Annotated in this window: 11 protein-coding genes and 1 pseudogene; 6 read left to right on the top strand and 6 right to left on the bottom strand. The window is 70.2% G+C overall.

Annotated elements, in window-relative coordinates:
• Positions 1-28: 28 nt before the first annotated feature.
• The gene (locus J7E88_RS06940) at positions 29-1,342 is read right to left on the bottom strand and encodes an amino acid deaminase (RefSeq protein ID WP_215178408.1); all 1,314 of its coding nucleotides are present in this window, start codon (positions 1,340-1,342) and stop codon (positions 29-31) included.
• Positions 1,343-1,470: 128 nt separating this feature from the next.
• On the opposite strand from J7E88_RS06940, the gene J7E88_RS06945 reads away from it, so the two are divergent.
• From J7E88_RS06945 to J7E88_RS06965, 5 genes and pseudogenes are all read left to right on the top strand, one after another.
• Entirely contained in the window at positions 1,471-2,523 is a 1,053-nt protein-coding gene (locus J7E88_RS06945) for a sugar kinase (RefSeq protein WP_215178409.1), read from the top strand.
• Positions 2,520-3,284 carry an IclR family transcriptional regulator gene (locus J7E88_RS06950; protein ID WP_215178411.1) on the top strand — a complete coding sequence of 255 codons (765 nt, stop codon included), beginning with the start codon at positions 2,520-2,522 and terminating at the stop codon, positions 3,282-3,284. Before J7E88_RS06945 ends, J7E88_RS06950 begins: the two co-directional genes overlap by 4 nt.
• On the top strand, positions 3,281-3,685 hold the full coding sequence (locus J7E88_RS06955) for a RidA family protein (protein ID WP_215178413.1): 405 nt from the start codon (positions 3,281-3,283) through the stop codon (positions 3,683-3,685). Before J7E88_RS06950 ends, J7E88_RS06955 begins: the two co-directional genes overlap by 4 nt.
• A gap of 180 nt (positions 3,686-3,865) precedes the next feature.
• Positions 3,866-4,059, top strand: a pseudogene (locus J7E88_RS06960) (leucine zipper domain-containing protein); the annotation flags it as partial.
• Positions 4,060-4,225: 166 nt separating this feature from the next.
• A complete protein-coding gene (locus J7E88_RS06965) occupies positions 4,226-4,885 on the top strand; it encodes a hypothetical protein (protein WP_215178415.1) in 660 nt (219 codons plus the stop codon).
• Between the two features lie 66 nt (positions 4,886-4,951).
• Here J7E88_RS06965 and J7E88_RS06970 read toward each other — a convergent pair whose 3' ends face one another.
• A complete protein-coding gene (locus tag J7E88_RS06970; RefSeq protein ID WP_215178417.1) occupies positions 4,952-6,289 on the bottom strand; it encodes a M14 family metallopeptidase in 1,338 nt (445 codons plus the stop codon).
• A 293-nt stretch (positions 6,290-6,582) separates the two neighbouring features.
• On the opposite strand from J7E88_RS06970, the gene J7E88_RS06975 reads away from it, so the two are divergent.
• Positions 6,583-7,875 carry an Nramp family divalent metal transporter gene (locus tag J7E88_RS06975; protein WP_215178419.1) on the top strand — a complete coding sequence of 431 codons (1,293 nt, stop codon included), beginning with the start codon at positions 6,583-6,585 and terminating at the stop codon, positions 7,873-7,875.
• A 123-nt stretch (positions 7,876-7,998) separates the two neighbouring features.
• On the opposite strand, the gene J7E88_RS06980 is transcribed toward J7E88_RS06975, so the two are convergent.
• From J7E88_RS06980 to J7E88_RS06995, 4 genes are all read right to left on the bottom strand, one after another.
• The gene (locus J7E88_RS06980) at positions 7,999-9,699 is read right to left on the bottom strand and encodes a chitinase (protein WP_215178421.1); all 1,701 of its coding nucleotides are present in this window, start codon (positions 9,697-9,699) and stop codon (positions 7,999-8,001) included.
• Positions 9,700-9,841: 142 nt separating this feature from the next.
• The gene (locus tag J7E88_RS06985) at positions 9,842-10,288 is read right to left on the bottom strand and encodes a hypothetical protein (RefSeq protein ID WP_215178422.1); all 447 of its coding nucleotides are present in this window, start codon (positions 10,286-10,288) and stop codon (positions 9,842-9,844) included.
• A gap of 66 nt (positions 10,289-10,354) precedes the next feature.
• A complete protein-coding gene (locus J7E88_RS06990) occupies positions 10,355-10,975 on the bottom strand; it encodes a hypothetical protein (protein ID WP_215178424.1) in 621 nt (206 codons plus the stop codon).
• Positions 10,976-11,000: 25 nt separating this feature from the next.
• Positions 11,001-12,500 carry a hypothetical protein gene (locus J7E88_RS06995; protein ID WP_251022254.1) on the bottom strand — a complete coding sequence of 500 codons (1,500 nt, stop codon included), beginning with the start codon at positions 12,498-12,500 and terminating at the stop codon, positions 11,001-11,003.
• Positions 12,501-12,524: the final 24 nt, after the last annotated feature.

Here is a 12,524-nt window from a genome sequence, read left to right on the forward strand (position 1 = left end):
CCTCTCGGGGAGCGGACGTTCGGCAGGGTCAGAAGAACGTGCGGATGTAGTCCGTGACCGTGCCGTCCGCCTCCACCAGCGGAATGAGCTGCCACTTGTCGAAGCTGGTACACGGGTGCGACAGCCCCAGCCCCACCCAGTCCCCGACCTCCAGGCGCGCTCCCGGCTCCGTCCGCAGCCAGCCGTGCTGGTCGGACAGGGCCGTGAGCGTGACGCCGGTGGCCGGGCGGATCTCGCCCGTGCCGGCGTCGCGTACGACCTGTACCTGCGGCAGGTGGAGGTCGTACGCCGCGTCCCGCTTGCCCGCGTTCACGAACGCCTGCTCGGGCGAGGGGCGCGAGACGACCTGGGCCCACAGGCGGAAGGCCGGCTGGAGCGCGCCCTCGTCGGGAACCCGGTTGAAGGGGGTCAGACGGCGGTAGTGGCCGTCGTCGTGCGAAACGTACGCACCGGAGCGCAGCAGCTTGAGGACCGGCAGGGACAGCTCGGGGATCTCGGCGAAGACATCGGCGACCGCGTCGAACCACGCGCTGCCGCCCGCGCTGATCACGATCTCTCCGGCGCCCTCGAACCGGCCCGCCTTGTCGAACTCCGCGGCCAGCGCAACGAGCCTGCGCAGCCATGCGTGCACCCTCCCCCAGGCTTCGCCCGGGGGGACCCCCATCTCGCTGCGCTCGCCGTCGTCCTGCGGGACCTCGCCCTCGTACCCGGCGACGCCGACCAGCCGCAGCGTGCCAGTGGCGGCCACCGCGTCCGCGACCGCCGCGCAGTCCGCCTCCGTGCGGGCTCCCGTGCGCGCGCCCTCGCCCGCGCCCAGCTCGACGACGACGTCCAGCGGGCGTGAGGTGCCGCGCAGCGCCTTGTCCATCAGCTCGGCACCGCGCACGGAGTCGACATAGCAGACCAGGTGGAAGTCCGGGTCGGTGTCGAGCTCCTGCCCGATCCAGCGCAGCGCGGCGGCGTCGACAACCTCGTTGGCCAGGAAGATCCGCTGGAACCCGAACGCGCGGTAGACACGGACCTGGTGCGGCATGGCGGCGGTGATGCCCCAGGCGCCGTGCTCCAGCTGGCGGGCGAAGAGCTGCGGCGCCATGCAGGTCTTGCCGTGCGGGGCGAAGGCGAGGCCGTGGTGCTCGGCGTATGCCTGAAGGAGCGAGAGGTTGTGCGCCACGGACTCGGCGGAGAGCGCGAGGACGGGGGTGGTGAAGCCATCGGTGAAGAGGTTGAGCCGGGCTGCGGCCAGCTCGCCGACGGTCCGGCCGTCGACGTCGGGCGGGAGCGCCTTGAAGCGGTGGTCGGCCGGTTCGTCGGCGAGTCGTGCGACGGGGTTGTCGGCAGCCATGGGCCCTCCTCCATGTCGTTGCATTATATGCAACGACCATTGCGTATTTCACTGAGCGCTGTCTAACATCCGAGCCAACGCAAGGTCAATGGTGCCCTGCGGCCGACCAGCGAGGAGCCTCCGCGATCATGACCGCGAGCGTGCACGCCCCCGTGGACGTCGTCTGCCTCGGCGAGTCCATGGTCACGTTCCTGCCCACGCACGAGGGCCGCCTCGCCGATGTGCCGTCGTTCGTCCGCGGCATCGGCGGCGCGGAGTCCAACGTGGCGTGCGCGCTGGCGGCGGCCGGCCACCGGACCCGCTGGGTCGGGCGCGTGGGCGCGGACGGCTTCGGCGACCACCTCGTGGAGACGATCGCGGCCTACGGGGTGGACACCTCGGCGGTGGTCCGCGACCCGGAACGCCCGACGGGCATCTACTTCCGCACGGCGACCGACCGGGCGACGGACGCGCACGAGGTCCTCTACTACCGCGCCGGGTCCGCGGCCTCGGCGATGTCGCCGCACACCGTGCCGGCCGGCGCCGTCCGGTCCGCCCGCGTCCTGCACGTCTCCGGCATCACCGCGGCCCTCTCGCCCGACTGCCTCGCCCTGATGCGCGACCTCACCGCCCGGCGGGAGGACCGGCCGCTGGTCTCCTTCGACGTGAACCACCGCCCCGGCCTGTGGCGTTCCGGCACTGACCCGGAGGTGCTGCTGGACCTGGCGCGCGGGGCGGACCTGGTGTTCGTCGGGGAGGACGAGGCGGAGGGGGCCTGGGGTCTGCGGGGCGCGTCCGCGATCCGGGAGGCGCTGCCGGAGCCGTCGACGGTGGTGGTGAAGCGGGGGGCGGCGGGGGCGGTGTCGTTCACGCGCGACGCGCTGTTCCCCTCCCCGCGCAGCGCAAGCGACACCACCGCCACCGCCACCGCCCCCCGTGTCACCGTCGCCGCCCCCGTCGGGGCCGGCGACGCCTTCGCCGCCGGGTTTCTGGCCGCCACCCTGAGGCGACTGCCCGCCAGGGACCGGCTGCGGCACGGGCATCTGTGGGCCGCTGCCGCCCTCACCGTTCACGGCGACCTCGCGGCGCCGCCGACCGCCGACCGCGCCGACCGGCTCGTCGCCCTGGACGACGACGCCTGGGGGACACTGCACCTCGGCCCCGGGTGGACGGGGGACGACCAGGAGGTACGTACACCATGAGCCAGACCGTCGACCGCGCACTGAGCATCCTGCCCCTTCTCGCGCAGGGACCCGCCGACCTCGGACAGGTCGCCGAGAGGCTCGGCGTCCACAAGTCCACCGCGCTGCGCCTGCTGCGCACGCTGCACGAGCACGGCCTCGTCTACCGCCAGCAGGACCAGCGTTACCGCCTCGGTGCCCGGCTGATCGCGCTCGCGCAGGAAGCCGTCGAGAACCTCGACGTACGCGAGATCGCCCACCCCCATCTGGTCGCGCTCAACGAGCAGATCGGGCACACCGTCCACCTCGCGGTGTACGAGGAGAGCGAAGTCCTCTACATCGACAAGGTCGAGAGCCGCTACCCGGTCCGGATGTACTCCCGCATCGGCAAGCCCGTCGCCATCACCGTCGCGGCCGTCGCCAAGCTGCTGCTCGCCGACCTGCCCGAGCCCGAGCGGCGCGCCGTCGCGGAGAAGCTCGACTACCCCATGTACACGTCCCGTTCGATCCCGAACGCCGACGCCTTCCTCAAGGAGCTGGCGACCGTACGCGAACAGGGCTGGGCCACCGACCTCGGCGGCCACGAGGAGTCCATCAACTGCGTAGCGGCCCCCATCCGCGGTGCGGACGGCCGGGCCGTCGCCGCCATGTCGGTGTCCGCGCCGAACGTCGTCGTCACCGCCGACGAACTCCTCACCCTTCTCCCGCTGGTGCGGCGCACCGCCGACACCATCACGCGGGAGTACTCAGGACACACCCCGCAGAAGGACTCACACGCATGAGCGAGAAGATCGCGATCACCCCGAGCACCCACACCGCGCCGCCCGCGAAGTTCTCCCACGGCGTGCGGAAGGGCAACATCCTCCAGGTCGCCGGCCAGGTCGGCTTCCTCCCGGCCGTCGGGGGCGAGGCGCCCACTCCCGCCGGGTCCACCCTGCGCGAGCAGACGCTCCAGACCCTGGCCAACGTCGAGGCGATCCTCGAAGAGGGCGGCGCGTCCTGGGACGACGTGATGATGATCCGCGTCTATCTCACGGACACGGCCCACTTCGCCGAGATGAACGAGATCTACAACGAGCACTTCAAGGACCTGACGGTGGCCCCCGCCGCCCGTACGACGGTCTACGTCGGCCTCCCCGCCGGCCTGCTCATCGAGATGGACGCCCTGGCAGTCCTGGACTGACCCCTCTGCATCACCGGCTGTACGGCACGGCGCGCATCCCCGAAGCGCATGGCTCGGCGACGGTCGCGATCGTCACCACCGCGGGCATCGTGCTGCCGCTGGTCGAGAACGGCGCCGACCACGGCGAAGACCTCCGGTGTGGTGGAGGTGTCCAGGCTTCGCCGCGCAACGGAGGTCTTCGTGTCCCACCGTCATGCCCGGCGATGGTTCATGGCAGGCGGTTGCTCATCGAGCGTGTCCGGTCCGGCTGTCCGGTGGCACACGTGGCCGCTGAGATGGGGGTTTCACGGGCCGCGGCTCACAAGTGGGTGCGCCGCTTCAGGGCTGAGGGGGAGGCGGGCCTCAGTGATCGTTCCAGTCGGCCGCACCGGACTTCTTCCTGCACAGCTACAACCATCACCGGTGCCGCACCGCACTCGGAGGCCAGCCGCCGATCAGCCGCGTGAACAACGCTTCAGGTCCATATGTCCAGCGGGCCCGTCGCACGGCGAAGAGGGGCGGGGCGCGTGCCCCGCCCCTCTCCTCGGCTAGGGTCGCCGTGTGGTGACACCCTTCCAAACCCAGGTCGTCGGTCCCGAGTTCATCGCGGCCGACGCGCACAACGCCGTGCTCGTGGACGCGCACGGGATCTCCTTCGACCAGGGTCCCCACCACGCCGAGTTCGCCTGGCACGAGGTGGGCGGCGTCCACCACGCCGTCATCGGCCTGTGCCTCGTCGTCACCGTCGTCCACCGCACCGGCATGCGGTACGAGTGCCGGGTCGGCGTCCGGCGCACGTCCCGACTGCGCGAGTGGTGCGCACGACTCGAGCCGGTGCTCGGCCACTACACCGGCGGTGGCATGCCCGCAGCCGTCCACCCGGCCCAGGCGGCGGCGCTGCCGTACCCGCAGGTGTCCGCATGGGTCGGCGCGGCGTACGGCACGGCACGGCCCGAGCGGCGGATCACGGACATCGGCTACGCGTATGTGGTGAACACACAGCCCGAGGCGTACCTCGACGGCGATGCCTCCGCGATGACGTACGGCGGCGGGCCGCTGATCGTCGTCAAGCGCGACGGCGCGGTCTGGGGGTTCGGCTCCGACCCGATCTTCATGCCGCTGTACGAGGCCCGTACGGAGGAGGAGTTCCGCCGGGCGATGGCGCGGATCATGCCGCAGTGGGACCCGGACCGGCCGTCGTCGAGGATCCCCTTCCACTGAGGTCGGCTCGTCGGTCCCGAAGGGCGCCCGGGACCACAGGTCGCGGACGCCCGTTCCGAGGGCCGGTCAGCCGGTGCAGTACTGCTGTTCCTTGCCGATCGACCGGTACATGCAGTCGGAGTTCTCCACCAGCTGGAGCACCGCGTCCCGGTTGCGGCTGGTCTCGCGCTCGATCACCTCGTCGGGCGGGTAGAAGCCGCCGCCGCCGAAGCCGCTCGGATACATCTCGAAGGTGTACCCGAAGATCTTCTGCGCGCCCCACAGCCAGTCGTCGATCGATCCGTCCGTGATGTACAGGTCGCTCGACTGCTCGGCCGTGTAGCCGTTGCTCGCGGCCATCTTCCGGCCCACCGCCGCGAAGGCGTTGCGGTCGTCGGCCGTCATGCCCGGCGCCGTGTCGTCGTAGGTGTAGCCGAACGGCCAGAGCACCAGCTCGCTGTAGGTGTGGAAGTCGATGGCCGACCTGATCTGCTGCTTTCCGCCGACGACCCGTGAGCGGACGAAGTCGGCGACGACCTTCACCTCGGGAGCGGACTCGGCCGACGCGCCCCGGTAGGTGTCCGAGCCCGCGGATCCGGAGGAGCCGCCGCAGCAGCCCCACTTGAAGTTCCAGTTGCGGTTCATGTCCGTACCGATCGACGACGACCCCGAGTTGGGCTGCCGGTTCTTGCGCCAGCTGCGGTAGGAGCCGGTCGCGATGTCGTACTCGCCGCCGTCCGGGTTGAGGTCGGGCACGATCCAGATCTCGCGGTTGTTGACGGCGCTGGTGATCCGGGAGTCGCTGCCGTAGTCCTCTCCGAACTCGCGCAGCAGGTAGAGCGCCATCTCGACGGTGAGGTGCTCGCGGGCGTGCTGGTGGTGGGTGAAGAGAACCTCGGGCTCGTTCTCGTCCGTCGCCACGTTGTCGCTGATCTTGATGGCGACGATGTCCCGGCCCTGGTAGCTCTTGCCGATGACGCGCTTGCTCATGATGCCCGGGTACTGGGCGATGCGCTGGTTGATCTCGGCGTTCATCTCGGCGTAGTTGTGGTACCTCGCGTCGGCCGAGGGGAAGTCGGACGGCCCGACGTCGGCCGTGGTCCGCCGATCGGGCGGGGCGGGCAGCGCCTTGAGGGTGTGCCCGAGGGCGCGCAGCCGTTTCGCCTGGGCCGCGTTGGCGCTGACGACGATCGTGTGGTCGTCGACCTCGTCGATGGAGACCCCGGTGGCGGCGACGGCGGTGCGGTCGGCGGCGCTGTCCGGGCCGTGGATCCGGTACTGCCTGATCTGCTCATCCTCGTCCGCGCTCGACAGCGCGGGCCGGTCAGGGGGCGAGGAGGCGTTGGCGGTGAGGGGCGCTGCCACGGCGAGGGCGACGACGGCCGCCAGCGCGGCGGATCGTCCTCCCAGTCGGCGTATTCGCATACAAGTGCTCCTGGGGTGTGGGGGGTTGCTGCGTGCGTATGCGGGGTGCGTGCGGGGTGTGCGGGGTGTGCGGGGTGTGGCACGGGTCATGGCGGGTACGGCGGCCGTCGCGGCGGAGCGGCGGACGCCTGAGCGGGCTCGCGGGCTCATCGTGCGACTCTGGCATGCTCCGGTCAATAGCACTCCCGGCCATACGCCCGCGTCCGCTGTGTGCCGGATCTCTTGTGGGATCAACGGCGTCCGGCTTGGGTAACCCAGTCACATCGTGGGACGAGTGGGAAGGCGGGCTGCGCATGACAGGCACCACCGAGGAGAACACCGGCGAGGCCATCTCCCCGCCGCGCAAGTCGAGCTGGCGCTACATCGGACCGGGCATCGTCGTCGCGGCGACCGGTGTCGGGGCCGGTGACCTGGTCGCGACGCTCATCGCCGGAAGCAAGTTCGGCTACACCCTCCTGTGGGCCGCGGTCATCGGGTGCCTCGTGAAGATCGCCCTCGCGGAGGCCGCCGGCCGCTGGCATCTGGCCACCGGCCGGACGCTCTTCGACGGCTGGCGCAGCCTCGGCTCCTGGACGACGATCTACTTCGTCGGCTACGTCATCGTCTGGGGCTTCGTCTACGGCGCGGCCGCCATGTCCTCCAGTGCGCTGCCCCTCGACGCCCTTTTCCCGGACGTCATGGACCTCAAGTGGTGGGCCGTGCTGTGCGGTCTGGCCGGGCTGGCGTTCGTCTGGTTCAACCACTACGCCGTCTTCGAGAAGGTCATGACGGTCCTGGTCGGCGTGATGTTCGTCGTCACCGTCTACCTGGCGATCCGGGTGACGCCCAACCTCGGCGACGCCTTCGCGGGACTCGCGCCGGTCCTCCCGGACGGCTCGCTGATCTACACCCTGGGCCTGATCGGCGGCGTCGGCGGCACGATCACCCTGGCCGCCTACGGGTACTGGGTCAACGCCAAGGGATGGACGAACACCGGCTGGATGAAAGTGATGCGGCTCGACAACCGGGTCGCCTACATCACGACCGGCATCTTCGTCGTCGCCATGCTCTTCGTCGGCGCGGAGCTGCTGCACTCCTCCGGAGTCGCGATCGCCAAGGGCGACAAGGGCCTGATCGACCTGGGCGTGGTCCTGGAGGACCGCTACGGCGCGACGACCGCGAAGCTGTTCCTGATCGGCTTCTTCGCCACGTCCTTCACCTCGCTCATCGGTGTCTGGCACGGCGTGAGCCTGATGTTCGCGGACTTCGTCACCAACTACCGCAAGAAGGGAGAGGGGACGACGGGCGCGGAGGTGGCGTCCGGCAGCCGTGAGAAGTCGCTGCCGTTCCGCGCGTACCTGCTGTGGCTGACGTTCCCCCCGATCGCGCTGCTCTTCCTGGACCAGCCGTTCGGACTGGTGATCGTCTACGGCGTGATCGGCGCGTTCTTCATGCCGTTCCTGGCGCTCACCCTGGTCTGGCTGCTCAACTCCTCCCGTACGCCCACCGAGTGGCGCAACGGCGCCCTCAGCAATGTGATGCTGGCCGGCGCGGGACTGCTGTTCGTGGTGCTGTGCGTGCAGCAGGTGCGCGACCTGCCCTGGTGATCGCGGGGCCCGTGAGGAGCGACCGGCCACGGCCGCATCGAGAAGCGAACGACCGGGCCCGTACCGCCGGGGGAGCGGCGGTACGGGCCCGGTGGGGCGTCCGGTGGCCGGGTCGGGGACTTCCTAGGGCAGGTTGTGGACGTGCGGGCCGACCGCATTCGACCAGGCGTTGCCGGCCGTCGCGTCCCAGTTGGTGGACCAGGTCATCGCGCCGCGCAGGGCCGGGTAGGTCTTGGCGGGCTTGAAGGAACCGCAGTTGGTGCCGCGGGCCAGGCAGTCCAGCGCGTTCTTCACGATGGACGGGTCGACATAGCCGCTGCCCGCGCCGCGCGTGGAGGCGGGGACGCCGAGGCCGACCTGGGAGGCGTCGAGACCGCCCTCCAGCTGGATGCAGGCGAGCGCGGTGAGGAAGTCCACCGAGCCCTGCGAGTAGACCCTGCCGTCGCAGCCCAGCATCGAACCGCTGTTGTAGTACTGCATGTTGACCACCGTGAGGATGTCCTTCACGGCGAGTGCGGTCTTGAAGTACTCCGTCCCGGTGTTCTGCATGTCGATGGTCTGCGGGGCCATCGTCAGGACCAGCGAGGAGCCGGCCTTCTGGGACAGCTGGCGCAGCGCCTTCGTCAGGTACGTCGCATTGATGCCGTGCTCCAGGTCGATGTCGACACCGCTGAAGCCGTACTCCTGCATCAGCGCGTGGGCGCTGTTCGCGAAGGCCGTGGCGGAGGCGTCACTGTTGATGGTGACGTTGCCCTTCTCGCCGCCGACCGAGACGACCACCGACTTGCCCGCGGACTTCTTGGCGGCGATGTCCGCCTTGAAGTCGGCGACCGAGGCGTAGCCGACCGCCGGATCCAGGGTGAAGGTGATCTGGCCGGGCGTGGCCGTCGAGTCCGCGAACGACACCGCGATGATGTCGTACTGCGCCTGCACGTCCCGCAGCTTCTGCACGGTCGCGCCGTTGTTGAAGTTCTGCCAGTAGCCGGTCAGGGCGTGCTTCGGCACGGCCGGGTTGCCGGGGTTGCCGCCGGTGGAGCTGGTCTTGCCGGTGGCCGCGGCCGACTTGGCCGACTCGCCGGCCGAGTTCGTCGCCGTCACCTGGAATTGGTACGAGGTGTTCGCCGCCAAGCCCGTCACCGTTGCCGAACTGCCGTTCACCGACAGGACCTTGGCCCCGTCGCGGTAGACGTTGTAGCCGGTCGCGCCGGAGACCGCGCCCCAGCTCAGCGCCACGGAGGAGGAGGTCACGGCGCCGACCGCCGGGGCGCCCGGGGCCGCGGGGACGACCGGGTCGGGATCGGAGCCGCCGCCTCCGTCGGGGCCGAAGACACTCACGTCGTCGGCGTAGTAGGCGGCCTGGCCGTACCAGCCGTGGGTGTAGACGGTCACCGAGGTGGTGCCCGCGCCGGTGGTGAAGGAGGTCGACAGCCTGGTCCAGTTGCCGGTGCCGGGCGTCCAGGTGGACACGTCGTTCGTGCCCGTGCCGCTCGCGCCGAGATAGGCGTAGCCGCCCTGCACCCATGCGCTCAGCGTGTACGTGGAGTTGGGCTTCACGCTCACGGTCTGGGTGCACTTGGCGTTGTCCTGGCCGGCCGGGGTGGCCTTGAGGGCCGAGGCGCCCCCGTGCACCGGGGAGGACACCGTGGCCCCGCTGCCCGCGGTGCAGGTCCAGTTGGCGAGGCCGGACTCGAAGCCGGCGTTCTTGGCGACGTTGACGTCGGCCGCCTGTGCGGTGCCCGTCGTGCCGATGAGGCCGAGTCCGGTGCCGACGGCCAGCGCCAGACCGGCGCCGAGCCATCTGCGTGCGCGTGTGGTGCGGTCCACTTGCAGCCTCCGGTGGGGGAGTTGGGGTGTGGGGAGTCATCCGGAGCCGAGTCCCGGAACGGTGGCCACCGTGGAGGTACAAGCTGGTCCAGACCAATGTGGTTGTCAAGGGTTCTGCGCAAGGCTGGCCCTCGCCCGCCCCTCAGTCCCCTTCCTGGAGCCGGTCGGCCGCCCACCCGGCCACGCATCCGACCACCAGGACGGCGTTGGACATCAGCAGCCCCTCGGCGGTCGGCTCCTGCCACTGCACCGCCATGTTGAGCAGCTGCGCTGCGACGGGCACGGCGACGGCGGCGGCCAGGTGCTGCGATGTGCCGTGCCGGAAGGGCGGCCGGTGCAGCCGGGCGGCGGCCCAGACGGACAACGCCACGCACAGCGCGTTGGGCAGGTGGATCAGCAGCAGCCGCCCGCTGAACGAGCCCAGGCTGCCAGGGGAGTCGATGTAGTCGTAGACCACAGTGATCTGGAGGTACTCGGTGAACAGCAGCACCACGATCCCCGCCGCCCAGCACTTCATCAGTGCCAGGATGCCCGCCCTCGGCCCGTCGTCCCGCCGGGCGGGGGTCCCCGGGTAGCCGTACCTGGTCATGAGTGAGCCTCCGTGGGGTGCGGGGGCGGACGGTTCCGGGTGGCTGCGGGCCGCCGGTCGCCGGCTCTACCGGACGGTGATGCTGTCGATGATCTTCTTCAGGTCGTCGTCGGACAGGTGGCCCTTCGCCGCGTCGATCCGTACGGCGTACGTCGACTCGTCGGCGTCGAGGCCCGCGACGATCACGCCCGCGACCCGGGTGCCCTTGGCGGGTGTGCCCTGTTCGCCGGTCGAGGTGAACTCGAAGTCGATCCGCTTCGCGTCCCGCGCCTTCGCGGGCCCGGCCACCCGCAGGTCCTCCTGCCCCTTGAGCGTGGAGCCGAGGGCGATGCCGGCCTCGGCGCCGATCGCCGCCTCCTCCACCGAGTCGGCGTCGGTGTAGTTCAGCTGGACGGAGATCATGGCGACCGTGCGGCCACCTTCCTCCAGGGTGGCCGCGGCCGCGTTGAACTTGCCGCGATCGGCCGCCTCCTGTTCCTTGAACTCCGGGGGACGGGCGACGGTGACGGATTCGGTACGCAGTTCGGACCAGCCCTCGGGGACCTCGACCCCGGCCGAACCGTTCCCGCAGGCGGTGGTGAGGGCGGCCGCCGCTGCGAGCAGCACGGCCGCGACCGCCCGCCGGCCCGTGCGTCCGCCGTGACGCCACTCGGTCCTCGTCCTGCTGCGCCAGGTGTTGCTGATCATGCTGTGTGCGCTCCCCTCGGCCCGGTCAGTCCGCACAGTAGCTGTACGGGACATAGTCACGGCTGTTTCCGTTCGGGGCTCCGAGGAAGTGGGCGTTGTCGAGTGTCTCCTCCTTCTTCTCGGTCGACACCGAGAAGCCGAGGCTCAGACCCAGATTGAGCTCGAACCCGTACTCCGCCGCCTCAGTCTGCCCGGTGTACGTCGTCCGGCTGGAGAGCCCCTCGTCGAAGAGCAACTGGCCGAACGGGTCGTCGCTGCTCGGCCGGGACGTCGGAGCGTGGTCGGAGAACAGATAGCCGAAGGGCGCCCCGCGGTCGCCGTTGCCGTCCAGCCATGCCTGCGCGATCCTGCGCTGCCCGGCACCCTCGGCACCCGGCTCGACGACGATCGAGCGGGTGACGACCTCGACGCCCGTGGCCTGGTCGGACCCCTTGACCCCGCCGCTGCCGCCCCGCTTGGCGTCACCCGACTCGCCGTTGTCGCCGCCGACTTTGGCGCCGTCCTTGGCGGCGCCGTGCTCGACCGTGCGCGTCATGTCGATACGCAGGAGCTCGCCGGTCTTCTTGTCGTGCGTGACGGTGATGGTGCCGGTCCTGGTGGTGGACGCGGAGGACTCGCCGCTGATGGGCCCCGCCTCGTAGCCGACCTTGCCGCCGTACTCGATGGTGGCGGAGTACGTGTAGGACTTGGTGCCCTTGTGGTCGTTGTCGGTCCAGGTGGCCTCGGGCGAGAACTTGAAGTTCCCGCCGAGGGTGGCGCCGAGCTTCTTCTCGTCGCCCGCGCCGAGCCCCAGACCGCCGGCGGCACTGGCCTCGATGGCGACTTTGCCGTGGCTGATGTGCCGGTTGCCCAGTTTCTCCTCGATGCGGTTGCGCAGCTTCTCCTCCTCGGCCATGGGCCCCTTGCCGAACAGATAGAGGATGCTGTTGCCGAGGCCGCCGCCGTGCGCGTTCGAGTGCCGGTTGGTGAGTTCGTACGTCTTGAGCAGCTCGATGTCGTCCCGGAAGGCCTTGGCGTCGGCCTCGCTGTCGAAGATCCAGGTGTCACCGTTGGTGACCTTGATCCCGGCCCCCAGCTCCACCTTGTCCGCGCCGAACTTCCCGACCTTGGCACCGGGCTTGAAGTCCTTCTTCGCGGCGACGGAAGCGGCGTCGGTGAAGGTCATGGTGATCTGCTGGTCGTTGTCGTCGACCTTCCCGTCCCCGTTGACGTCGGTCTTCGCACGGAAGGTCTGCTGCTGGAAGCCGTATTCCTCGCCCCACTCGATGAAAAGGATCTTGGCTTTGGCCCCGGCCCTGTCGCTGATGGAGGAGATCTGGCACAGCGGCGGCTCGTAGTCGGCATCGGTTTCGGGAGCCGCCCGAGAGGTGCCGTCATTGGCGCACCGGCCGCCGTCGATCGCACAAATCACCTTCTGTGTGATCGCGGCTCCCATGCCTGAGCCGGCCACTGCCCCGACGACGGTCGCCACGACCACGACCACGCCGAGATACTCGGCCGCGGTCGCCCCCCGGTCATGTCTCATCCGACGTCCCCCTCCCAGCTCACG

This window comes from Streptomyces sp. ISL-10, from assembly GCF_018614575.1.
Classification (GTDB): Bacteria; Actinomycetota; Actinomycetes; order Streptomycetales; family Streptomycetaceae; genus Streptomyces.